A 22135-nucleotide genomic window follows, 5' to 3' on the forward strand; every position below is an offset into this window, starting at 1 on the left:
TTATTTCGGATTGTTGATTGATTGGCATCAAATAAGAGCGAAATTTAAATCTTATGAATCGAATGTATAAAATAGATCAAAGAATTAAATCGTCTTATTTATATAATTATCTTTAAACCTATAACGGTATAAATAATAATGATTATCGATACGCATAAATTATTGGGTTCGCTATTTTATCAAGCGACAAGTAAAGAACAGTTAATCACCATTGTCGAAGCTTTGGTTGAGAGCGAAGTACTCTCTGAAGAATGCTTGCAGGCATTAAGAAGCGAAGACGAAGATGCGCTCGCAGCAGAGTTCAGCCGCCTGTTTGAAGGCGTTGGAGACATGCCAGCTCCGCCTTGGGGTTCTGTGTACCTAGATAAAGACCGCGTTGTGTTTGGTGCTTCTACGGTTGAGTATCGCCAGTTTTTAGAATTGAATCAGATTGAATTAGACACTGGGTTAAGAGAGCCGGAAGATCAATTTGGTTTAATGTTATTCGCTCATGCGTATTTGTTAGAAAATAATAATATTAATTCGGCTGGTGAATTACTTGAGGGTCACTTATTAACTTGGTCTTCTGTTTATTTAGAAAAACTAAATAAAGCATCAGAGTTATCTTTTTATAAAAAGCTATCGGTTGATGTAATAGATTGGTTTAAGTACTTAATATCTGAATATAATTTAAACGTTGCTACTAAAAAGTTATATATCGACTAATGTCTGAACAAATAAATTCAAATAGACGCGGTTTCTTAACTCGACTTTCTAAACCGGTTAAAGCAGCCGCGAATTATGAAGAGATATCACAGCGCTTGCATGCAAGACCGCCAAGAGCGGTCGATGAGGTGCTGTTTGAGCGTCTTTGCGACGGTTGTGGATTGTGTGAACAATCGTGTCCAAATAGCGTTATTGAGATGCTAGAGGGCAGTGCGCTGCTGAATTTGGATTACAACAGTTGTTCTATGTGTAACAAATGCACTGAAGTGTGTCCGACCGGCGCACTTCATCCAACGGTCACGCCTTATATCGACCTCAAGCCGAGCTTTGCGGATAGCTGCAATAATTACATGCAAATGGACTGTTCAGCATGCCAAACGGCGTGTTCAGCTGGTGCAATACACATCGAAGTAGGAGAGTTGCCTACAGTGGACAAAGATAAGTGTAACGGCTGTGGAGAGTGCCGAAGCGCTTGTTATATTGGCTCTGTGACTCTTAACCTGACTCAGCAATAAACGTTTGGCTTTGTATGACACAAGCCAACAGGAAGATTTGGTTGAGTGATAGACGAGTCGCTTTAGATACCTAAAGACATAAATAGAAAAGGGTCCGCATTCCTAAAGGAAGCGGACCCTTTTTTGATTCTTATTGACGATATTCGAACAAAGTGACCTAAAGCCAGCTGGCTTATGCGCGTTTTTGCTTGTTTCTATGAATAACGTTACTCAGCGATAGCTCAGTCTTTGCTTTACAGATACAAGGCAATATCTCATTACCTTGCGTGTAAGCCATAGCAAAACCAACGTACTCGACCTCACCAGAATCCAACGTGCAGCGGCAAGCGCCACAGTGACCATCTCGGCAGTTGTATTCTGGCTCTAACCCAGCTTGTTCCATTGTTTCCAACAGAGTGTTTGAAGGGTTAGATTCAATTGAAGTCAGTTTGTTGATTTTGATTGTTGGCATTACAGCTCAAATCCTTCAAAGTCGTCAGCTTTTACTTCGTTGTCGATTTGGCCAACTAGGTAAGAACTGATTTCTGCTTCTTGTGGAGCAACTTGAACGTTATCTGAAGACAACCAAGCGTTGATCCATGGAATTGGGTTCGACGTTGCTGCTGGGTAAGCCGTACCTAGGCCAACAGCCTGCATACGGATGTTGGTAATGTACTCAACGTATTGGCAAAGAATGTCTTTGTTCAGACCAATCATAGAGCCATCTTTGAATAGGTATTCTGCCCACTCTTTCTCTTGCTCAGCCGCTTCTTTGAATAGGTCGAAACACTCTTGCTTACACTCTTCAGCGATCTGCATGAATTCAAAATCATCTTGACCATTGCGTAGCAAGTTGATCATGTGCTGTGTACCAGTAAGGTGAAGGGCTTCATCACGAGCGATTAGCTTGATGATCTTCGCGTTACCTTCCATTAGCTCACGCTCAGCGAATGCAAATGAACATGCGAAACTTACGTAGAAACGAATCGCTTCTAGTGCGTTTACAGACATTAGACATAGGTAAAGTTTCTTCTTCAGGTCGTGAAGTGAAATCTTGACGTCTTCGCCGTTGATGCTGTGGTTGCCTTCACCGTAGCGGTGGTAGTCAGCCGTTAGCTTGATTAGGTCGTCGTAGTAGAAAGCGATGTCTTTAGCACGCTTCAGAATCTCTTCATTTTCAACGATGTCGTCGAATACTACGCCTGGATCATTCACGATGTTACGGATGATGTGCGTGTAAGAACGAGAGTGAATCGTTTCAGAGAAAGACCAAGTTTCAATCCAAGTTTCAACTTCTGGTAGAGATACCAATGGAAGTAGGGCAACGTTAGGGCTGCGGCCTTGGATTGAATCTAGAAGCGTTTGGTACTTCAAGTTAGAGATGAAGATGTGCTTTTCATGCTCAGGAAGCTTGTTGTAGTCGATACGGTCGCTAGACACGTCTACTTCTTCTGGACGCCAGAAGAAAGAAAGCTGCTTCTCGATAAGCTTTTCGAAGATTTCGAATTTTTGTTGGTCGTAACGTGCAACGTTTACCGACTGACCCAAGAACATTGGTTCTTTTAGTTGGTCATTTTTTTGCTGAGAAAAAGTACTGTAAGCCATAAATGCCTCAAATCCTTTAAAGACCCGTAATAAAACGGACCCTGTTAATGCTTTAAACCCAGAGAAGATAACTCTTCTCTGGGGTCTTAATGTTTATTGCGGTTTAGATCTTACAACCGCCGCCTTCACAATCTTCTTCCGGCACTTGAACTGCATCGCCTTGGTCGTCTTTAGCACCATCACGAGTGTTATGGTAGTAAAGCGTCTTAACACCGTACTTGTACGCTGTTAGTAGGTCTTGAAGCAGCTTCTTCATTGGTACTTTACCGCTGTCGTAAACACTTGGGTCATAGTTAGTGTTTGCAGAGATAGCTTGGTCAACGAATTTTTGCATGATACCCACTAGGTGTAGGTAACCGTCGTTAGAACCAATGTTCCAAAGTAGCTCGTAGTTCTCTTTAAGATTTAGGAAATCTGGAACCACTTGCTTAAGGATGCCGTCTTTCGATGCTTTCACTGATACGTAACCACGTGGTGGCTCGATACCGTTAGTCGCGTTCGAGATTTGAGACGATGTCTCAGAAGGCATAAGCGCTGTTAGCGTAGAGTTACGCAGACCGTGCTCCATGATCTCTTCACGTAGAGAATCCCAATCGTAGTGCAGTGGCTCTTCACATACTAAGTCGATATCTTTTTTGTAAGTATCGATTGGCAGTAGGCCTTTCGCGTAGTTGGTCTCGTGGAAAGATGGGCAACGGCCTTGCTCTTTCGCTAGTTCAACAGATGCTTTTAGCAAGTGGTATTGAATTGCTTCAAAAGTACGGTGAGTCAGGCCATTCGCGCTGCCATCAGAGTACTTAACACCATTCTTCGCTAGGTAGTATGCGTAGTTGATTACACCTACACCTAAAGTACGACGGTTCATTGTCGACTTGTATGCAGCTGGAAGCGGGTAGTCTTGGTAATCAAGCAGTGCATCTAGAGCACGAACAACCAGCTCAGAAAGCTCTGCTAGGTCGTCCAGTTCATTGATTGCGCCAAGGTTGAATGCTGAAAGCGTACATAGTGCAATTTCGCCTTCGTCATCTTCTACGTTAGAAAGTGGCTTAGTAGGAAGCGCGATTTCTAGACATAGGTTCGATTGACGAACAGGTGCTACTTCAGAATCAAACGGGCTGTGTGTATTACAGTGGTCAACGTTCTGAATGTAGATACGACCAGTAGAAGCACGCTCTTGCATTAGCAGAGAGAAAAGCTCAACGGCTTTAACCGTTTCACGCTTCACTGAAGGATTGTTTTCGTACTTAACGTATAGCTCTTCAAAACGGTCTTGGTTTTCGAAGAACGCATCGTAAAGGCCAGGTACGTCTGAAGGTGAGAACAGGCTGATGTTGCCACCCTGAACTAGGCGAGAGTACATAAGCTTGTTCAGCTGTACGCCGTAATCCATGTGACGAACTCGGTTCTCTTCAACGCCGCGGTTGTTTTTCAGTACTAATAGAGACTGAACTTCACCGTGCCATAGTGGGTAGAATACCGTTGCTGCACCGCCACGAACACCACCTTGAGAACAACATTTTACTGCTGTTTGGAAGTATTTGTAGAAAGGGATACAGCCTGTGTGGAACGCTTCACCATTACGGATTTCAGAACCAAGCGCACGGATACGACCTGCGTTGATACCAATACCAGCACGTTGAGATACGTACCGAACAATTGAGCTTGCTGTCGCGTTGATTGAATCAAGGCTGTCACCACACTCGATCAGTACACAAGAACTGAATTGACGAGTAGGCGTACGTACACCAGACATGATCGGTGTAGGTAGAGAAATCTTAAACGTAGACGATGCGTCGTAAAAACGTTTGATGTAGTCAAGACGAGTCGATTTCGGGTATTTAGCGAATAGACACGCAGCAACTAAAATGTAAAGGAACTGAGCACTCTCGTAGATTTCTTTCGTTACACGGTTTTGCACGAAGTATTTACCTTCGAGCTGCTTAACCGCTGCGTAAGAGAAGTCTAAGTCACGTTTGTGGTCGATGTACTCGTCAAGCTCTTCGAATTCAGCTTTCGTGTAATCTTCCATAAGGTGGCTATCGTATTTACCCATATCAACCAGTTTTGCAACGTGGTCATACAGTGCAGGCGGCTCGTATTCGCCGTACGCTTTTTTACGTAGGTGGAATACAGACAGACGTGCTGCTAGATATTGGTAATCAGGAGTCTCTTCAGAGATTAAATCCGCTGCTGACTTGATGATAGTTTCATGAATGTCAGTAGTGGTGATGCCATCGTAAAACTGAATGTGAGCTTTCAATTCTACTTGTGATACAGAAACATTGTGCAAGCCTTCAGCTGCCCATGTAATCACGCGATGGATCTTCTCTAGATCGATCGTTTCTTTGCGCCCGTTACGCTTGGTAACAGTAAGTTGTTGGTTCATTCTGCTTAATTTCCCTAACAAAACTGAACAAGGCCGTGTTTTTGTGTATTTCTGTGTAATTTTTGTAAATTACGTTTCGGCTTTGTGATCTTGGTCTACCCATACATTGTAGTTCAAACACAACATATAGGGGTCATTTGTTTGTTGGGTTACAAGATAGTGCTACAACTGATATTTTTCAAGGTAAAGAAATGGGGTTGCTTGTGGATAAGTGGTGGATTGAAAAAAAACTGTAAGTGACCACTAACTGATGAGGTTATATGTGACTTGATTGTATAAAAGTCGGCTTTTAATGATGCTTTATTTTTGCACGCCCATAAAAAAAAATTCCTTGATCTTTGGCCAAAATGGGCGATTGATTTTAGGCGATTAAATTTAAATCGAGGTGGTCAAAATGGAAGCTAGCGCACGAAATTTAGACTGAAAAAAGTCGCAAAGTTATGGTAATTGCAACTCTTTTCATTCGTCTTTTTTACAAAAGGTTTTACGGTAGGGCTACCGATATTTTTTAGCCAAAGTTTTGCGTGTGGACGATGTAGTTTACGTCTACATTTGTGCCTAAACGATAAGTGTCCGTAAGAGGATTGTAGTGCAGCCCTGTAATCCCTAGTTCTTGCAGCGGAGTGTTATCGACCATCTTGATAAGTTCTGCAGGGCGAATGAACTTCTCGTGCTCATGAGTGCCCTCAGGAACAATCTTAAGTAGCTTTTCTGCACCAACAATAGCGAACAGGTAAGATTTGAAGTTACGGTTCAAGGTAGAGAAGAACACGTGACCACCCGGTTTCACTAATTTTGAACATGCACTAATCACAGATTGTGGATCAGGAACGTGCTCTAGCATTTCCATACATGTCACCACATCGTAAGTTTGTGGATTCTGTTCTGCATGGTCTTCGATGGTGCTCTGGATATAATCGAGCTTGGTGCCAGTTTCCAATGCGTGAAGACGTGCCACTTCTAGCGGTTCTTTACCCATATCTAGGCCAGTGACTACTGCGCCCTCAACAGCCATGCTTTCAGCCAAAATGCCGCCACCGCAGCCAACATCGAGGACTTTCTTACCAAATAAACCTTCGGTCTTTTCTAGCACGTAATTTAGGCGCAGTGGGTTGATTTGATGTAGAGGCTTAAACTCGCCTTCCAGATCCCACCAGCGCGACGCCATGTCTTCGAATTTCTTGATTTCTGCTGGGTCTACGTTCTGTGATTTAGTCATAATCGGCATTTCCAAGTTAAATAATGCATCCATGAAATTGCAGGCATTATAACTTGCCTTTTCGCGCTGACCAGAAGATCTACAATTTTGCTAGTTTATTGGATGTAAAGTGACCATGTTTCAGCAAGATATGATGCGGAGGTGCAATTTCTCATCAATTGATTGGCTACAAGGGTCACAAGATGGTAAAAGGAGAGGGAAAGTGATGCCTCCGTAGGTAAATTTGTGTTATATTTTTCGGTCTTATACGTATTCAAAAATACGATCTGACTATAGAGGGAAAATGGCTCTATGAGCGATCTAGCGAAAGAGATCACGCCCGTAAATATTGAAGATGAGCTTAGAGGTTCATACCTAGACTACGCGATGTCCGTCATCGTTGGTCGTGCCCTTCCAGATGTGCGTGATGGCCTAAAACCTGTACACCGCCGCGTTTTGTTCGCGATGAATGTACTAGGTAATGATTGGAACAAACCATATAAAAAGTCTGCTCGTGTAGTAGGTGATGTAATCGGTAAATACCACCCACATGGTGATAGTGCTGTATACGATACTATTGTTCGTATGGCGCAACCGTTCTCACTGCGTTACATGCTAGTTGATGGCCAAGGTAACTTTGGTTCTATCGATGGCGACTCCGCGGCTGCAATGCGTTATACCGAAGTTCGTATGGCGAAAATTGCTCACGAGCTCCTGGCTGACCTTGATAAGGAAACTGTGGATTACGTACCGAACTACGATGGTACAGAACAAATTCCAGCAGTACTTCCTACAAAAATTCCTAACCTATTGGTAAACGGTGCTTCTGGTATCGCAGTAGGTATGGCTACCAACATCCCACCACATAACCTTGGTGAAGTTGTTGATGGCTGTTTAGCATTTATCAATAATGAAGATATCACTATTGATGAGCTAATGGACTATATCCCTGGTCCTGACTTCCCAACAGCAGCACTTATCAGTGGTCGTAAAGGCATCGTAGATGCTTACAAGACTGGCCGCGGTAAGGTTTACATGCGTTCAAAAGCGGATATCGAAGTAGAGAAGAATGGTAAAGAAACCATTATCGTTACTGAGATCCCTTACCAAGTAAACAAAGCTCGTTTGATCGAGAAGATTGCTGAACTGGTTAAAGATAAGAAAGTAGAAGGCATCAGTGCACTGCGTGACGAGTCTGATAAAGACGGTATGCGTATTGTTATTGAATGTAAGCGTGATGCAGTAGGCGAAGTGGTTCTTAACAACCTATACGCTCAAACTCAACTGCAAACGACTTTCGGTATCAACATGGTTGCGTTGAATAACGGTCAACCACAGTTGTTCAACATCAAAGACATGCTTAAGTGCTTCGTAGACCACCGTCGCGAAGTTGTGACTCGTCGTACTATCTTCGAATTGAAGAAAGCACGCGACCGTGCACACATCCTTGAAGCATTGTCTCTAGCACTTGCTAACATTGATGAAATCATTGAACTGATCAAGAGCGCGCCAACACCAGCAGAAGCTAAAGTTGGTTTAGTGTCTCGTGGTTGGGATCTTGGTAACGTTGCTTCAATGCTTGAGCGTGCAGGTACTGACGCAGCTCGTCCTGATTGGTTAGAAGACCAATACGGCATCCGCGATGGTCAATACTTCCTAACGGAAACACAAGCACAAGCAATTCTAGAACTTCGTCTTCACCGCCTAACAGGCCTTGAGCACGAGAAGATTCTAGACGAGTACAAAGCCCTTCTAGAAGAAATCGCTGAGCTAATGCACATTCTTGCAAGCACTGAGCGTTTGATGGAAGTTATCCGTGAAGAACTTGAAGCAGTACGTGAAATCTATGGCGACGAGCGTCGTACAGAAATCACAGCGGCAGTTCATGACATCGACATGGAAGAGCTGATTGCTCAAGAAGACGTTGTAGTAACGCTTTCTAACGCAGGTTACGTTAAGTACCAAATCCTAAGCGACTACGAAGCTCAGCGTCGTGGTGGTAAAGGTAAGAGTGCAACTAAGATGAAAGATGAGGATTACATTGAGCGTCTGCTTGTTGCTAATACTCACGATAACATCCTATGTTTCTCTACTCGTGGTAAGACATACCGTCTGAAAGTTTACCAACTGCCATTAGCAAGTCGTACTGCTCGTGGTAAGCCTATCGTTAACATTCTTCCTCTAGAAGAAGGTGAGCGTATCACGGCTATCCTGCCTGTTTCTGAGTTCTCTAACGAGAAATTCATCTTCATGGCAACGGGTGACGGTACTGTTAAGAAGACATCACTGGATCAGTTCGCAAACGTACGTGCTAACGGCCTAATTGCAGTTAACCTACGTGACGATGATTCACTGATTGGCGTTGACATCACTAACGGTGATAGCGACATCATGCTGTTCTCTAAATCGGGCAAAGTTGTTCGCTTTAACGAGGACAAAGTACGTGCAATGGGCCGTACTGCCTCTGGTGTTCGTGGTATGAAGCTTCCAGAAGACGATCAAGTAGTATCGTTGATTGTTCCTTCTAACGAAGGCGATATCCTAACTGTGACTCAAAACGGTTACGGTAAGCGTACTGAACTAGCTGAATACCCAACGAAAGGCCGTGCAACGCAAGGTGTGGTTTCTATCAAAGTCTCTGAACGTAATGGCCCAGTTGTTGGCGCTGTTCAAGTTGAAGAAGGCGACGAAATGATGATGATCACCGACGCAGGTACGCTAGTACGTACTCGCGTTGCGGAAGTGAGCCAAGTTGGTCGTAACACTCAAGGTGTAACACTGATTCGTACTTCTGACGACGAGAACGTTGTAGGTCTACAACGTATCGACGAAGTAGAAGAAGCTGAGATTGTAGAAGGCGAAGCTGAGGCTGGTGCTGAAACTATTAACGCTGACGTTGCTGAATCAAGCGAAGAGCAAGCATCAGATGCTTCTGACTCTGAAAGTGATAGCGAGCAAGACACTGAGTAATCTCGATTACGCTAAGTAATTAAGCTTATCATTGAAAAAACCGAGCCTAAGTGCTCGGTTTTTTATTGCCTGTGGTTTGTGGAAAATCGTTAAATGCCAATAGCTATAACTTGATCAAGTTTGCTTTGTGGTGAAAGAGGTAGAGTGAATGGGCGGATAAAAAGGGAGAGTAAAATGGATATCTGGTTACTGGTTGCTTTGTTATTGATGAGCCTATTTTTGGTGGTGATTGTCGTTGCATCAAACAAAAACAGTCGTAGCCTTAAGGGGAACCTTCTTATATCACTCACCGCAGTGCTACTCAGTGGCATTATCTGGTTTCAAATGAAGCAAGAGCTGCCTCAGCCTCCTTCCAATGACAACGAAAATTACACCACAACAGATTTCCAAGATGAGCTGCAACAAAGCCTTAAGCAAGACCCTAATCAATCAGACCTTTGGTTTAAGCTTGGTGGTGTTTATATGCAGAAAGGGGAGTTTGATGCTGCATTTACCTGTTACGACTATGCGATTCGTTTAGACCCACAGGCGCCTTCAGGGCTTTATGCAGCTAAAGCGAGCGCCTTGTATTACCTAAGTTCACAGGCGATGAGTGATGATGTGAAAGTGCTCTTAAATCAATCCATGGAGCTTGATCCCAACGATCGTACGGCATTGATGTTGATAGCGACCGATCACTTCATCAGTATGCGCTACCAACAAGCGATCGATGCTTGGACTCAAATTCTCGATTCTAACCAGAAAGGCATTGATCGTGTCTCTATCATCCATTCGATCAACCAAGCTAAGCAAATGATCCGTTAAACGGGCACTATCTGTAATTTCGAGATTATTTGCTTTCTTGCATCTCAATTAAACCGCCAGCGTTGTGGATCTGTGTAAACCCTTGAGCTTTCAAATACTGGTAAGCTTGTCCTGAGCGGTTACCACTGCGGCAATACAAAACGATAGGTTGAGCTTTGTCTATGCTGGCAAAGTGCGTAGCGACTTCAGAAAGAGGGTAGTTAATCGCATTGTCCAGATGACCTTGCTTGAACTCTCCTGGTGTCCTGACATCAACGACCAGCGCACCTTCCTCAATCATTTCCCACCCTGTTTCTGCTCGTTCTGAGGCGTGAAGTCCTGAACTTGTTAATGCGATGCATAATGCCGAAAGCGAAAGTAAGTGCTTCATTCTTTGTTCCTTGAATTAGCTAAAAGGTAATGTGAAATTGGGACGGTTGAGTGCGCCCAAATCTAAAAAACCAGCCACACCTTTACAGTGTGACTGGTTTTATCTTATTGGTCTATTTGAAGGAACTAGTATTCGTAGTTAGCTTCACGCTTTTCAGCTTGCTCTTCCCACTTAGGAACCACGGTGTCTAAGAAGTGTTGCTTCTCAGCATTCATCTTATCCATGTCCATTCCTAGCGCTTTCTGAGCGGCTTCTTTGGTTGAGATATCTGGAATCTCGATTGGATCGGTAATGCCTTTCTTCGCAAGTAGACGAACAATCTTAGTTCGCGCGTCTGCTGCGCGGTCAACCGCCGTTCCAAGAACCTCTAGGGCTACTTCAGGCGCGTGCATGTGAACACCATGAGATGCGATAGCGTAGTCCCAACGCCATTGCGCATGACGAATATCTTGTAAGATAGGTGCCATCTCTTGTTCTGTTGCGCCTGCTTCCCATGCTGCGCCTGCTTCAAAGTGAGCGGCTACGATTTGTTTCTCAGCGGTCAGCTTCATGTTTAGTACTTGAGCTTTGCGGCTTGAAACGATGTTACGCATGGTCTCTTTAGATTGAGTATGGCAGTTAGCACAAGTGTCTTCGAAGCGGTCAAACGGGTTACCTACTTTATGGTCTGTGTAAACGGTACCGTCTTCTTTCGTCACTTTAGGCATGTGGCAGTCAACACAAGCGACGTTGTTCTTACCGTGAATACCTTCACGCCAAGTTTCGTAACCTGGGTGCTGAGCCTTTAGCATTGGTGCTTTAGAGACTTTATGTGTCCAATCTTTAAAACCAATCTGATCGTAGTACTCTTCCATCTGTTCAACACGCGTCCCTTTATCCCAAGGGAATTTCACACCTTTTGTTGGACCCGTGAAGTAGTATTCCACGTGACACTGAGCACACACAGAGGCTTGCTGATCAAAGCGACCTTGCTCTTCGAAGTTCTTCCCAATCGCATCGAACGCACGTTCAACATAAGGACGAGTGATCTTTAGTGCAGGTTCGCCATTTTTAAAGCCTTCACTTTGAGTATCGTGACAGTCGGCACAACCAATTGGATTGACTATCTCGCTGCCAAGACGAGCCCATTTACCTTCAAAGTAGCCGTCTTCACCACGCTCTTCAATAACGCGTGCTACGTCTGGGCTTTTACAGCTCCAGCACGCCATTGGCATTGGGCCTGAATTTTCGTCGGTTGGTCCGCCAGTACGCAGGGTTTGTCTTACATCATCAACCGCATAAAAGTGGCCGCGGGCTTTGTTGTAGTCTTTCGCGAAACCGTAGCCCGCCCATAGAATAACCATGTTTGGATCTTCTTTTAGTGCGTCTTCAATGGCTTCGCTCTCTGACGTTTGTCTCCATGAATGGTATTGATCTGGGTGGTTTTGCTCGAACTGGTCGTTACGAGGATCACCAATTTCTTTTTGTTCAGACGCAGCAAAACTGGTCGCGCTTACTAGTGATGCGCTAACCATTAATAATGCTGTGACGGAATTACGTATCCAATGCTTTTTCACAGTGATATCTCCAATATACTGATTTTTATACCAAGCGTTGTGAGTTTGCTATTCAAATTAAGAACTGGAGAATTGCTGTTTATATTAATTCATAAATAAACACATTTTGTTACGTGTCGGATGTTTGCTTGTTTTAGATCAATTAATTACAGTGACTTCAATCACGTTGAAGTTTATATAGCCCTAAAGGGGTATGTGGACATCAAGTTAGACTGGTCTTATTGAGAATTATTATCATATATAACAAATAATTACCCGACATGCCCTCACTATAAATAGGGTGATTGTGTTCACATATTACCCTTTGTATATTTCGCTTTACCTAATTAGGGGTATATTCTAAATATAGAAAGCGTTGTGGCTTATCCAAAATAAGAATTGATATCATTTAAGCGGTAATAATATCGTTTAAGGGTACTTTTGTTTAACCGGAATATTATTTAGTTGAGAGTTAAATAATGCCGGTATAAGGAAAGGATAAAATGGGCAATATTAAATTGGCCATAGTCATAATGCTTAAATCCCTTCTAGCATTCTGCCTCTATGGTTATTCCATTCATGCTGTTGCAGAGCCTGCTGTTACGCCAGTAGGAGAGTCAACAAGACATGAAGTCGAATTAATACGTGACAAAGATTACAAGTGTGTCCAATGCCATAAAGATTCTAAAGAAACGGTATTTGGTTCACATGGTGAGAGTGCGCACGCTTTGCTTGGCCGTGAAGTGAATTGCACAGATTGTCATAGTTCTATTGGCCCCGATCACCGTGATGGTGCACCTGAGGTGGTGAAGTATCGCGCGGCTCAATCACAACCCGGAACCGAAAAGGTTTTCCTCGATCCTAGCTTAATCCTAGATGCCAACAGCCAATGTATAGATTGTCATAAGCCTGATGATCTGCGCGAAGCGAGTTGGACTCATGACGTACACGCACAAAACTTAACGTGTTCAAACTGTCACGATGTGCATGCGAGTGAAGCGAAGGTGCTTGGCTTAGATAAAAAGCAAACCATCAAGCTGTGTGTGGATTGCCATTCAGACTTCAACCAGAAGAAAGAAGGGGAGTAATCTATGAGCTGCTCAAGAAGAAACTTTTTAGCTGGCGCGGGTGCCGTTATTTTCACAACTGGTGTTGCAGGTACTGCAGCGGTTACAAGCCGCAAAACGCTGGCTAATGTTCAGGAAGATGGCACCAAGCGTTACGGAATGGTTCATGACGAAACCGCTTGTATTGGCTGTACTGCTTGTACTGAGGCGTGTCGTGAAGTAAACAAAGTGCCTGAAGGCGTATCGCGCTTAGAAATCATAAAGAGCGAACCTCAAGGTGAATATCCAAATGTTGATTACCGTTTCACTCGTAACTCTTGTCAACATTGTGATAATGCACCTTGTGTGATGGTTTGCCCAACAGGCGCCGCCTATAAAGATGAGAAGACAGGAATTGTTGATGTACATAAAGAGAAGTGTGTCGGCTGTGGTTATTGCCTGCTAGCTTGTCCATATCAAGTGCGCTTCTTCCATCCTAAGAATAAGTCGGCCGACAAATGTAACTTCTGCCGCGATACCAATCTTGCGCAAGGTAAATTACCTGCTTGTGTTGAATCTTGCCCTACCAATGCGCTGATATTTGGCGACTTAAATGACCCTAAGAGCGAGATAAACCAGGTACTTAAATCTGAAGTGGTTTACAGAGATAAGGCTTATCTAGGTACTCAGCCAAAACTCTATAAAGTGCCACACCAAAAAGGGGAGATTTGATTATGAGTGCATGGGATACAGCGTTTCAATCAGGTACCGTGGTTTGGGACTGGATCATTGCTATCTATCTGTTTTTGGCGGGTATGTCAGCGGGTGCAGTGATGATCTCGATTTACCTTAAGAGAAAGGTGATTGAGGACGATCCAGCGAATAATGGTGTATTAAAGGCAACGGCTTTTCTAGCACCATTCGGGATCATCTCAGGTTTATTGATCTTGGTTTTCCACCTGACGAAACCACTATCATTTTGGAAGATCATGATCTTTTATAATCCGACGTCAGTGATGTCGATGGGTGTGATCTTATTCCAAGTGTATATGGTGATCCTATTTGTTTGGATCGGCATTATATTCCGAAATCAGATTGCCGTATTCTTGAGTGATCAAGCATGGTTAAAAGGGCGACTCGATTTTGTCAGTAACTGGATTGGCAAATTAGAATCTTTTGAGAATGTTTTTGAAATATTCTTAGCTGTGCTTGCGCTATTACTTGCGGCTTACACTGGCTTCTTACTCTCTGCGCTAAATACCTTCCCAATGCTGAATAACCCAGTGTTGCCGATATTGTTCTTATTCTCGAGTTTATCCTCGGGAGCGGCGGCATGTATTTTATTTGGTGTGTTGGTCTTTAAGGAGTCTCCGCATAGTGCGAGTATTTCTTGGATCCACGGCTTCGAACGTCCTGTTGTTATGTTTGAACTGTTTGTCCTTGTTACTTTCTTCACTGGGTTGATATTTGCTGGTGGTCAAAGTGAGCAGGCAGTATGGAACGCGATTGGCGGTGGTTTCTGGGCAAGTTGGTTCTGGTATGGCGTAATTGGTGTGGGTATGGTTTTACCCTTGTTGCTTAACGCCGTGACACCAGCATCGGTTCGCCATAGTACTGTGTATATTTTCTCTGTTACTTCATTGAGTCTGATGGGCGTATTAATGCTAAGAACGTTTGTCCTTTATGCAGGACAATTAACGTTAGCTTAATTTCGCTCAAGGTTATAAGTGAGTGGATGTTGGATACTAAACATCTGCTCACTAAATTTCTTTTCGCTGAGTAGCAATAGCTAGTTGAGTTACATCAGCTAGTTGAGCAATCAATGCCAATAATGGTTTAACTTGGTTCTGCTTAGGTAGAGCCTGATTGAGGTGATATGGTCGGTTCTTTGGGGCTGTTTAGTTTAATTTTGGTCGCTGTTCTCAGCAGCATTATCGCTGTGTATTCGATGTATCAAATGCTAACTAAACAAGCACAAAATGTGGCTTTAATTCGCAGTTTCTCCCTCTCTAGCGCTTTGTTTTCCATTGGCGCTATCGTTTTACTTGGCTATGCCTTTGTAGGTGACGACTTTTCCATCCTCTATGTTGCAGAACACTCCAATACTCAATTACCCACCTTCTTCAAAATGGCCGCTGTGTGGGCTGGACATGAAGGCTCATTGCTATTTTGGGTCTTAACCATTAGCTGTTGGTCGGGTGTGATTGCCCTACAAAAGCAATATTCTTCTGAGTATCAGAGCCGCGTATTGTGGGTGATGAATGTGTTACTCGCGATATTTGCATGGTTTACCTTATTTGCTTCGAACCCATTTGAACTGAATTCGACCTTGCCACTTGAAGGGCGTGACCTTAACCCAATGCTGCAAGACGTTGGTTTGATATTCCATCCGCCTCTGTTGTATTTGGGTTATGTTGGTTTCTCTGTGGTCTTGGCATTTGCTGTGGCCGCTTTGCTGGTGGATCCGATTGAGTTCGATTGGGTCGCTCATTGTCGCAGTTGTTGTTTGGTCGCTTGGATCTTTTTAACCGCAGGGATCATTCTTGGTTCTTGGTGGGCATACTACGAGTTAGGGTGGGGTGGTTGGTGGTTCTGGGACCCGGTAGAAAATGCCAGCCTATTACCTTGGCTAACATCAACCGCTCTATTGCACAGTTTGGGTGTTGCTAAAGGCAAGCAACAGTTGCTGAAGTGGTCACTTAGCCTTGCTTTCATTACGTTTTGTTTAAGTATCCTCGGTACTTTTATTGTTCGATCTGGCGTCCTCACTTCCGTTCATGCTTTTGCTGTTGACCCAACCAAAGGTATCGCGCTGTTGCTGATACTGGTTTTGGTGTTAGTGAGTTCGTTTTCTCTTCTTATTGTTCGTGGTGAATCTTTCGAGTCGAATCCAATCACTAGCTTTGCGAGTAAAAGTTTTTTGAGTTTAGTGGCGGTACTTATATTTGTACTGGGTACGGCGGTGGTGGTGTTTGGTACCTTCTACCCAATGGTTTTTGAATTACTTGGCCTTGGAAATATCTCTGTGGGCGCACCTTACTTTAATCTTCTTATTGCGCCATTGGCTCTGCTTGCGATGGGAGTGATAGGGTTAGCGCCATTGCTCAGTATCAAACCTCAAGCGTCGAAAGGTGTGATTGGAATTATTGCCTTATTGTCTCTCTGTCTTGGCTTTGTAACTTATGTTTTGCAAGTTGAAGCGATCCAAGTGATGGCTCTAATGACATGGTCACTCGCATTTTGGGTTTTACTCACTCATGTGTATGGCTTGGCGGTAACGCGCAACTCTAAGTTTCAACGCAAAGTATGGGTGATGACGTTGGCGCATGTGGGTGTCGCAGTATTAGCGATAGGTGCCGCGATGAACAGTTACCATTCATTTGAGCGAAGTTACAAATTGAGCCCAGGTGAAGAGGTTGAGTTTATGGGCTGGACGCTCTCTCATCGTGATACCGAGCTCTATGTCGCCTCCAACTTTACTGCAGAAAAAGCGATACTCGAATTAGATGCTAGCGAGCAAAGCTTTTCCATCGCGCCAGAAAGAAGACACTACCAAGTTCGTGTTATGAACATGAGTGAGCCTGCAATGAAGTGGTTCTGGCATGGCGATGTTTATATCACCATGGGCGAGAAAGTCGATTCCACCGCTTACGCATTTCGTGTTCAGTATAAGGCGTATGCGCGCTGGATCTGGTTTGGTGGGCTGTTCTCCATTATCGGCGCTTTGCTCTCATTGACTCATCGTAAAAAGAAAACCGTTAAGGCGTCACAGTATGCATACCAGCGTTCGTAACAAGCTAATTACTCTAATTGCCTTAGCATTGATTGTGGTGCTGGGATTTGTCTTTGCGCTTGATAATAAGCAGCAGTCGACCATTGTGTCTGAACAACAAAGGGCATTTCCAGAATTTACATCGACTGCGTTAGTGAATAGTGAAGGCGTCAATGGTCAGCAGAAAATTACGCTTACTGATGTCACGCAGCACCCTTATCAACTGGTTAATGTATGGGCATCTTGGTGCGGGATATGTAAAACCGAACATTCATTTTTGCTTCAACTTCACGATAAAGGCATTCCCATCGTTGGGCTTAATTATCGAGATAACTCTGGGGCTGCGATTAACGTGTTATCGAACGATGGCAACCCGTACTCAACCGTGATCAGTGACCCTCAAGGCAAGTTAGCATTAGAGTTGGGCGTAATCGGCACACCTGAAACGTATTTGGTTGATGCCAATGGCCAGATCATTAAAAAGCTATTGGGCGTGATTAATGAAATGGTATGGAAAGATGAGCTTGCGATGTATTTTGATGGTGTGAATGGATGATGAAGTCTCTAATACAAACCTTGTTTATGCTGTCAGCTCTTTTAGTGATTAGCCTTTCAACCATGGCTGAAGATCTGTTTACTGCCAGTAATACAGAGACGAGTATTCAAGTTGAACTGTTTGAGTTTGAAAACCCAGAACAACAGCAACGTGCTATTAGCTTGGCGAAAACGTTACGCTGCCCACAATGTCAAAACCAAAATCTGATTGAATCCAACTCACCAATAGCAAAAGACTTACGCCTTGTTGTGTTCAATATGGTGAAAGCAGGGAAGAGTAATAATGAGATTACTCGATATATGACGGAAAGATTTGGTGAATTTGTACTTTATAAGCCGGCGATGAAGGTTTCAAATCTATTACTTTGGTTGCTACCGAGCCTATTATTTCTCTTATTTATATATTTATCAGTAAAAAGTGTTAGGAAGAGCTCATAAAAATTGTGTATTACTGTTTACCAACTGACCTGTATTTTGTAACATTAACCGATTATAAAGGCTAAGCACTGCTATATAAGGATGTATCTGTGGATAACGTAATCTCAAATTTAAAGAAAGAGTTCCATACTCATGTCCGATCTGATAAATGGGCAGAAAAATACAGTGCAAAGTCGAGCATTTCTACGCTTACTCAAGAAGAGTTAACCGAATTAGAGAACGCTTGGGTTCAGCTTGTCATCTGGAAGCAAACTCAAGTAAGTTGATCGTTCTGTAAAAAATCGTAGTCTTAGCCGCAACTGATTAATTTATAACCCCATGTTGGTCATCCCAATGTGGGGTTTTTTCTTATGTGAAAAATAATTGTTATATTATAACAATTTGTACGAGGTCGACCTTGAAAAAAATTGTTAACAGCCTCATAGTGTCTATCATTAGATAGTTAGCTACAAAATATTGCCTAGACATATAATGTAGCGTCGTTAAATACATCGAATTTTCAAGTGAGTATAGCTATGGCGGAAGTGCGTGCCAGAATAGATTTCAAAGTAGGGGTAACAAGCAGTATAGATGCTGAACTTCTGTCTTTTCATGGATTGAAAACAGATAAAGAGCATGTTGCTGTGATATTTAAATCAGCAGACAAGACACAAGACATACCTCTTGTTCGTATGCACTCTGAGTGCCTGACTGGTGATGTTTTCCATTCCTCTCGCTGTGACTGTGGTGAGCAGCTAGACGAAACCATTAGAATTATGGGTGAGACGGGTGGAGTGATTCTTTACTTACGCCAAGAAGGTCGTGGTATTGGCTTGTACAACAAAATCGATGCGTACCGTCTGCAAAGCGAAGGCATGAACACCTATGAAGCCAACAACCACCTAGGTTTTGGCGATGACCTACGCGATTTTACTGAAGCTGCTGAAATGCTACGCGCCTTAGGTACTACAAAAATCCGCTTAGTCACCAACAACCCTAAGAAGATCAATGAGCTAAAATCTTTTGGTATTGAGATTGAAGAAGTGGTGAATACCTCTGCTCATATCAAATCGGGTAATGAAAGCTACCTGAAGGCAAAAGTCTCACACGGTAAGCATAATCTGGATATCTGATTAGCCTCTTTGTTACGCTTAACATAAAAATGTTTAAAGACCTCACATATGTGAGGTTTTTTTGTATTTATCTTGCAATAAAATTGTAAGTTTGTATTATTTCAATCCGTAGTGCAAATGATAATGGTTTACACTATTACTACGAATAATAATTTAAAGCTCAACAAGGATGCTTCATGACCATTAAATCTTTAGTGACAAAAGCCGTAACTTCGTCACTCATTTTTGCCTCTGCTTCTTCTTTCGCAGCAGTAACTCAAGATCAAGTTGTAGAACATTACGCAGATATTGCGCATGCAGTGTTTGCAGATTCAGTAATTACAGCAAAAGCGTTGAACTCTTCTATTGATACCTTCTTAGCTTCTCCTTCTGCTGGCAACTTCGAACAAGTAAAACAAGCTTGGCTTGAGTCTCGCGTACCATACCAACAGTCAGAAGTTTTCCGCTTCGGCAACGCTGTTGTTGATGATTGGGAAGGCCAACTGAACGCATGGCCACTAGATGAAGGCCTGATTGATTATGTTTCGACTGATTACCAATATGAACTTGGTAACGAAGGCGCTAGCGCAAACATCGTGGCTAACAAGACTTTCCAAATTGGTCAGACTACCGTTGATGCAACCAACATCACCCCTGAGCTAATCGCAGACTTGAACGAGATCGGTGGTTCTGAAGCGAACGTAGCGTCTGGCTACCACGCAATTGAATTCCTACTTTGGGGCCAAGATTTAAACGGTACAAACAGCGGTGCAGGTGAGCGTGCTTACACTGATTTCGTTGTTGGCGCTGAGTGTACTAACGGCAACTGTGACCGTCGTGGCGCATACCTAAAAGCATCTGCTGAGCTACTTATCCAAGACCTAGAATGGATGGAAAAGCAGTGGGCTGAAGGCGAGAAAGGCAACTACCGTCAAGAGCTTCTTTCAGAATCTAGCGAGAATGGTCTTCGTAAAATGCTGTTTGGCATGGGTTCACTGTCTCTAGGTGAGCTAGCGGGTGAGCGTATGAAGGTTGCACTAGAAGCAAACTCTACTGAAGACGAGCACGATTGTTTCTCTGATAACACGCACAACTCTCACTACTACAACGAGCAAGGCATCTACAACGTTTACACGGGTCTATACAAGCGTGAAGACGGTACTCTGCTTTCCGGCCCAAGCCTGTTCGACCTAGTAGAGCAAAAAGATGAGCAAGCTGCGAAAGAGATTCAAAAGCAGTTTGACCTAGCACGTGCACAAGTAGGCGAATTAGTAACGTCTGCAGAGAAAAACAACCAGCACTTCGATCAGCTAATCGCTGCTGACAACGCTGCGGGTAATGCACTAGTAAACAAAACAATTGTTGCGCTAGTGTCTCAAACAGCGGCTATTGAGCGTGCTGCTGGTGTGATTGGCATTGATAGCCTTAACCCAGACACGGCTGATCACGAGTTCTAAGAACCCGAGACGAAAATCATAAAGGGCTCTCATTGAGCCCTTAATTGTTTGTTACTCATGAAAGTTACTCCCACATAAAAACTAAAATCAAAAACACAGCAAGGCAATGTATGAAGTCGTATCTCTCAGCCTCACTATTAACCGCACTGTTTTTCTTAGCTCCATTACATGCCCATGAAACCTACTCTGGCGGCAAAACGACCGTGAAGAAAGAAGGAGCGAACGCTTTTTCCCTTCCCGCAGCCAATCTACCAATGAGTAAGCGCTTGGATTTCAGCGTAGGTAATAGCTTCTTTAGAAACCCTTGGGTTCCTGCACCGTCATCAACCGATGCTCGTGATGGGTTAGGACCACTATTTAATACTAACGGCTGTCAAAACTGCCACATCAAAGATGGTCGTGGTCACGCGCCAGAAGAAGGAGATGAGAACGCAGTATCCATGTTGGTTCGTTTAAGCATTCCGGCTGAAACGCCTGAGCAGCGACAAGCCTTCATTCGAGATGGTGGAATTCCAGAGCCGACGTACGGCGGTCAGCTACAAGATTTTGCGCTTCAAGGTGTAAAACCAGAGGGCAAAGTGAACATTAGCTACACGGATGTTCCTGTTGAATTCAAAGACGGCACCGTCGTTACTCTGCGTAAACCCACTTTAAATATTACTGAACTTGCTTTCGGCGAGATGCATCCTAAGACCGAGTTTTCAGCTCGAGTGGCGCCGCCAATGATTGGTCTTGGTCTGCTTGAAAGTATCCCACAAGAAACGATTCTAGGATTTGCAGAGCAGCAATTTGCTGACAAGCAAGGTGTGTCGGGTAAAGCTAACTATGTTCTTGATGTTCAAACCAATGAAATGGCGCTAGGTCGTTTTGGTTGGAAAGCCGGGCAGCCAAACTTAATGCAGCAAAACGCGGCGGCATTTAACGGTGACTTAGGCCTGACAAGCCGCTTATTTCCGAATGAAAACTGCACATCAGCGCAATCAACCTGTGATGATTTTCCAAATGGTGGCGAGCCAGAAGTCAGTGACAATATCTTAGATTTTGTTGAGTTCTATTCGCAGCATCTCGCAGTACCTATTCGTCGTAATGTCGATAGCCCAGCTGTCGTACAAGGTAAAAAGCTGTTTAAAGACGCTGGTTGTCAAAGTTGTCACCAAGCTGAATTCCGCACGGCTGAGCGTGAAGGCTTGCCTGCATTGTCTAATCAGTTAATTAGCCCATATACCGACATGTTGCTACACGACATGGGTGAAGGTTTAGCAGATCACCGTCCTGAGTATCTTGCGAATGGCCAAGAATGGCGTACAACACCTTTATGGGGATTAGGCTATACCAAAGAAGTGAATGGTCACACCTTCTTACTTCATGATGGTCGTGCGAGAAATGTTATGGAAGCTGTGCTTTGGCATGGTGGTGAAGCAGAAATGGCGAAACAAAACGTTTTAGCTCTTAGTAGCAGCGAGCGTGAAGCGCTATTGGCGTTCTTAAACTCGTTATAGGCTGAGTTGAATTCAGTTTAGTTAACGGCTAGTGACTTAAGAAAGCCGCTATCAAACCACTTAGCACCGCTGAACTTGTAGGAATACGAGGCCAGCGGTCGTTTCGCATTTAATGAACTCATATAATTAAAAGAAAAATTAGGAAGTAAGGTAACAGCATGACACATAAATTTTTGTTAATGCCTTTGTCGGCATTAATTATGGCAGGGG

20 protein-coding genes are annotated in these 22135 nt (G+C 43.6%); 14 read left to right on the forward strand and 6 right to left on the reverse strand.

Annotation, left to right across the window (positions count from 1 at the left end; all coding sequences use genetic code 11):
* Nucleotides 1-138: 138 nt before the first annotated feature.
* Both A136_RS18105 and napF read left to right on the forward strand, forming a co-directional pair.
* A complete protein-coding gene (locus A136_RS18105) occupies nt 139-705 on the forward strand; it encodes a TorD/DmsD family molecular chaperone (protein WP_017060995.1) in 567 nt (188 codons plus the stop codon).
* Nucleotides 705-1220, forward strand: a complete 516-nt coding sequence (gene napF, locus A136_RS18110) for a ferredoxin-type protein NapF (protein WP_017060994.1) — start codon at nt 705-707, stop codon at nt 1218-1220. The genes A136_RS18105 and napF overlap by 1 nt, the downstream gene beginning before the upstream one ends.
* A 172-nt stretch (nt 1221-1392) precedes the next feature.
* Here napF and yfaE read toward each other — a convergent pair whose 3' ends face one another.
* The 4 genes from yfaE to ubiG form a co-directional block, all read right to left on the reverse strand.
* On the reverse strand, nt 1393-1671 hold the full coding sequence (yfaE, locus tag A136_RS18115; protein WP_010438115.1) for a class I ribonucleotide reductase maintenance protein YfaE: 279 nt from the start codon (nt 1669-1671) through the stop codon (nt 1393-1395).
* Nucleotides 1671-2804 (reverse strand): class Ia ribonucleoside-diphosphate reductase subunit beta, encoded by a 1134-nt coding sequence (nrdB, locus tag A136_RS18120; RefSeq protein ID WP_017063554.1) that lies wholly within the window; start codon nt 2802-2804, stop codon nt 1671-1673. Before nrdB ends, yfaE begins: the two co-directional genes overlap by 1 nt.
* A 103-nt stretch (nt 2805-2907) precedes the next feature.
* Nucleotides 2908-5190, reverse strand: coding sequence for a class 1a ribonucleoside-diphosphate reductase subunit alpha (gene nrdA / locus A136_RS18125; RefSeq protein ID WP_017063555.1), 2283 nt, complete (start codon nt 5188-5190; stop codon nt 2908-2910).
* A gap of 508 nt (nt 5191-5698) precedes the next feature.
* Entirely contained in the window at nt 5699-6442 is a 744-nt protein-coding gene (gene ubiG / locus A136_RS18130; protein ID WP_017063556.1) for a bifunctional 2-polyprenyl-6-hydroxyphenol methylase/3-demethylubiquinol 3-O-methyltransferase UbiG, read from the reverse strand.
* A 258-nt stretch (nt 6443-6700) separates the two neighbouring features.
* Here ubiG and gyrA point away from each other — a divergent pair, with 258 nt between their 5' ends.
* Nucleotides 6701-9358, forward strand: coding sequence for a DNA topoisomerase (ATP-hydrolyzing) subunit A (gyrA, locus tag A136_RS18135; protein ID WP_017063557.1), 2658 nt, complete (start codon nt 6701-6703; stop codon nt 9356-9358).
* A 174-nt stretch (nt 9359-9532) separates the two neighbouring features.
* Nucleotides 9533-10162 carry a tetratricopeptide repeat protein gene (locus tag A136_RS18140; RefSeq protein ID WP_017063558.1) on the forward strand — a complete coding sequence of 210 codons (630 nt, stop codon included), beginning with the start codon at nt 9533-9535 and terminating at the stop codon, nt 10160-10162.
* A gap of 25 nt (nt 10163-10187) precedes the next feature.
* Here A136_RS18140 and A136_RS18145 read toward each other — a convergent pair whose 3' ends face one another.
* Nucleotides 10188-10532: a rhodanese-like domain-containing protein gene (locus tag A136_RS18145; RefSeq protein WP_017063559.1), complete on the reverse strand. Its 345-nt coding sequence runs from the start codon at nt 10530-10532 to the stop codon at nt 10188-10190.
* A gap of 125 nt (nt 10533-10657) precedes the next feature.
* Complete coding sequence (gene nrfA / locus A136_RS18150) at nt 10658-12088, reverse strand: ammonia-forming nitrite reductase cytochrome c552 subunit (RefSeq protein WP_029235145.1); 1431 nt, start codon at nt 12086-12088, stop codon at nt 10658-10660.
* A gap of 482 nt (nt 12089-12570) precedes the next feature.
* Between nrfA and nrfB the strand changes: the two genes are divergently transcribed.
* The 10 genes from nrfB to A136_RS18195 all read left to right on the forward strand — a co-directional run bounded on the left by nrfB (nt 12571) and on the right by A136_RS18195 (nt 21925).
* Nucleotides 12571-13155, forward strand: a complete 585-nt coding sequence (gene nrfB, locus A136_RS18155) for a cytochrome c nitrite reductase pentaheme subunit (protein WP_008222036.1) — start codon at nt 12571-12573, stop codon at nt 13153-13155.
* Between the two features lie 3 nt (nt 13156-13158).
* On the forward strand, nt 13159-13845 hold the full coding sequence (nrfC, locus tag A136_RS18160; RefSeq protein WP_017060985.1) for a cytochrome c nitrite reductase Fe-S protein: 687 nt from the start codon (nt 13159-13161) through the stop codon (nt 13843-13845).
* 2 nt (nt 13846-13847) lie between these two features.
* The gene (gene nrfD, locus A136_RS18165) at nt 13848-14822 is read left to right on the forward strand and encodes a cytochrome c nitrite reductase subunit NrfD (protein WP_017063561.1); all 975 of its coding nucleotides are present in this window, start codon (nt 13848-13850) and stop codon (nt 14820-14822) included.
* A gap of 167 nt (nt 14823-14989) precedes the next feature.
* Nucleotides 14990-16906, forward strand: a complete 1917-nt coding sequence (locus tag A136_RS18170; protein ID WP_017063562.1) for a heme lyase CcmF/NrfE family subunit — start codon at nt 14990-14992, stop codon at nt 16904-16906.
* Nucleotides 16887-17441, forward strand: a complete 555-nt coding sequence (locus tag A136_RS18175) for a DsbE family thiol:disulfide interchange protein (RefSeq protein ID WP_017063563.1) — start codon at nt 16887-16889, stop codon at nt 17439-17441. The genes A136_RS18170 and A136_RS18175 overlap by 20 nt, the downstream gene beginning before the upstream one ends.
* Nucleotides 17438-17878 carry a heme lyase NrfEFG subunit NrfF gene (gene nrfF / locus A136_RS18180; protein WP_017063564.1) on the forward strand — a complete coding sequence of 147 codons (441 nt, stop codon included), beginning with the start codon at nt 17438-17440 and terminating at the stop codon, nt 17876-17878. The genes A136_RS18175 and nrfF overlap by 4 nt, the downstream gene beginning before the upstream one ends.
* 89 nt (nt 17879-17967) lie before the next feature.
* Entirely contained in the window at nt 17968-18144 is a 177-nt protein-coding gene (locus tag A136_RS22875) for a hypothetical protein (protein WP_017063565.1), read from the forward strand.
* 249 nt (nt 18145-18393) lie between these two features.
* On the forward strand, nt 18394-18990 hold the full coding sequence (locus A136_RS18185; RefSeq protein ID WP_009848836.1) for a GTP cyclohydrolase II: 597 nt from the start codon (nt 18394-18396) through the stop codon (nt 18988-18990).
* Nucleotides 18991-19166: 176 nt separating this feature from the next.
* Nucleotides 19167-20426: an imelysin family protein gene (locus A136_RS18190; protein WP_017063566.1), complete on the forward strand. Its 1260-nt coding sequence runs from the start codon at nt 19167-19169 to the stop codon at nt 20424-20426.
* A gap of 110 nt (nt 20427-20536) precedes the next feature.
* Nucleotides 20537-21925, forward strand: a complete 1389-nt coding sequence (locus A136_RS18195; RefSeq protein ID WP_017063567.1) for a di-heme oxidoredictase family protein — start codon at nt 20537-20539, stop codon at nt 21923-21925.
* Nucleotides 21926-22135: the final 210 nt, after the last annotated feature.

The organism is Vibrio crassostreae 9ZC13, assembly GCF_000272045.2.
GTDB classification, from domain to species: Bacteria; Pseudomonadota; Gammaproteobacteria; order Enterobacterales; family Vibrionaceae; genus Vibrio; species Vibrio crassostreae_C.

Bases quoted from the DNA above. Each gene is read 5' to 3' on its own strand.
- A136_RS18105 (WP_017060995.1), top strand. From the start codon at position 139: ATGATTATCGATACGCATAAATTATTGGGTTCGCTATTTTATCAAGCG.
- napF (WP_017060994.1), top strand. From the start codon at position 705: ATGTCTGAACAAATAAATTCAAATAGACGCGGTTTCTTAACTCGACTT.
- yfaE (WP_010438115.1), bottom strand. From the start codon at position 1,671: ATGCCAACAATCAAAATCAACAAACTGACTTCAATTGAATCTAACCCT.
- nrdB (WP_017063554.1), bottom strand. From the start codon at position 2,804: ATGGCTTACAGTACTTTTTCTCAGCAAAAAAATGACCAACTAAAAGAA.
- nrdA (WP_017063555.1), bottom strand. From the start codon at position 5,190: ATGAACCAACAACTTACTGTTACCAAGCGTAACGGGCGCAAAGAAACG.
- ubiG (WP_017063556.1), bottom strand. From the start codon at position 6,442: ATGGATGCATTATTTAACTTGGAAATGCCGATTATGACTAAATCACAG.
- gyrA (WP_017063557.1), top strand. From the start codon at position 6,701: ATGAGCGATCTAGCGAAAGAGATCACGCCCGTAAATATTGAAGATGAG.
- A136_RS18140 (WP_017063558.1), top strand. From the start codon at position 9,533: ATGGATATCTGGTTACTGGTTGCTTTGTTATTGATGAGCCTATTTTTG.
- A136_RS18145 (WP_017063559.1), bottom strand. From the start codon at position 10,532: ATGAAGCACTTACTTTCGCTTTCGGCATTATGCATCGCATTAACAAGT.
- nrfB (WP_008222036.1), top strand. From the start codon at position 12,571: ATGGGCAATATTAAATTGGCCATAGTCATAATGCTTAAATCCCTTCTA.
- nrfC (WP_017060985.1), top strand. From the start codon at position 13,159: ATGAGCTGCTCAAGAAGAAACTTTTTAGCTGGCGCGGGTGCCGTTATT.
- nrfD (WP_017063561.1), top strand. From the start codon at position 13,848: ATGAGTGCATGGGATACAGCGTTTCAATCAGGTACCGTGGTTTGGGAC.
- A136_RS18170 (WP_017063562.1), top strand. From the start codon at position 14,990: ATGGTCGGTTCTTTGGGGCTGTTTAGTTTAATTTTGGTCGCTGTTCTC.
- A136_RS18175 (WP_017063563.1), top strand. From the start codon at position 16,887: ATGCATACCAGCGTTCGTAACAAGCTAATTACTCTAATTGCCTTAGCA.
- nrfF (WP_017063564.1), top strand. From the start codon at position 17,438: ATGATGAAGTCTCTAATACAAACCTTGTTTATGCTGTCAGCTCTTTTA.
- A136_RS18185 (WP_009848836.1), top strand. From the start codon at position 18,394: ATGGCGGAAGTGCGTGCCAGAATAGATTTCAAAGTAGGGGTAACAAGC.
- A136_RS18190 (WP_017063566.1), top strand. From the start codon at position 19,167: ATGACCATTAAATCTTTAGTGACAAAAGCCGTAACTTCGTCACTCATT.
- A136_RS18195 (WP_017063567.1), top strand. From the start codon at position 20,537: ATGAAGTCGTATCTCTCAGCCTCACTATTAACCGCACTGTTTTTCTTA.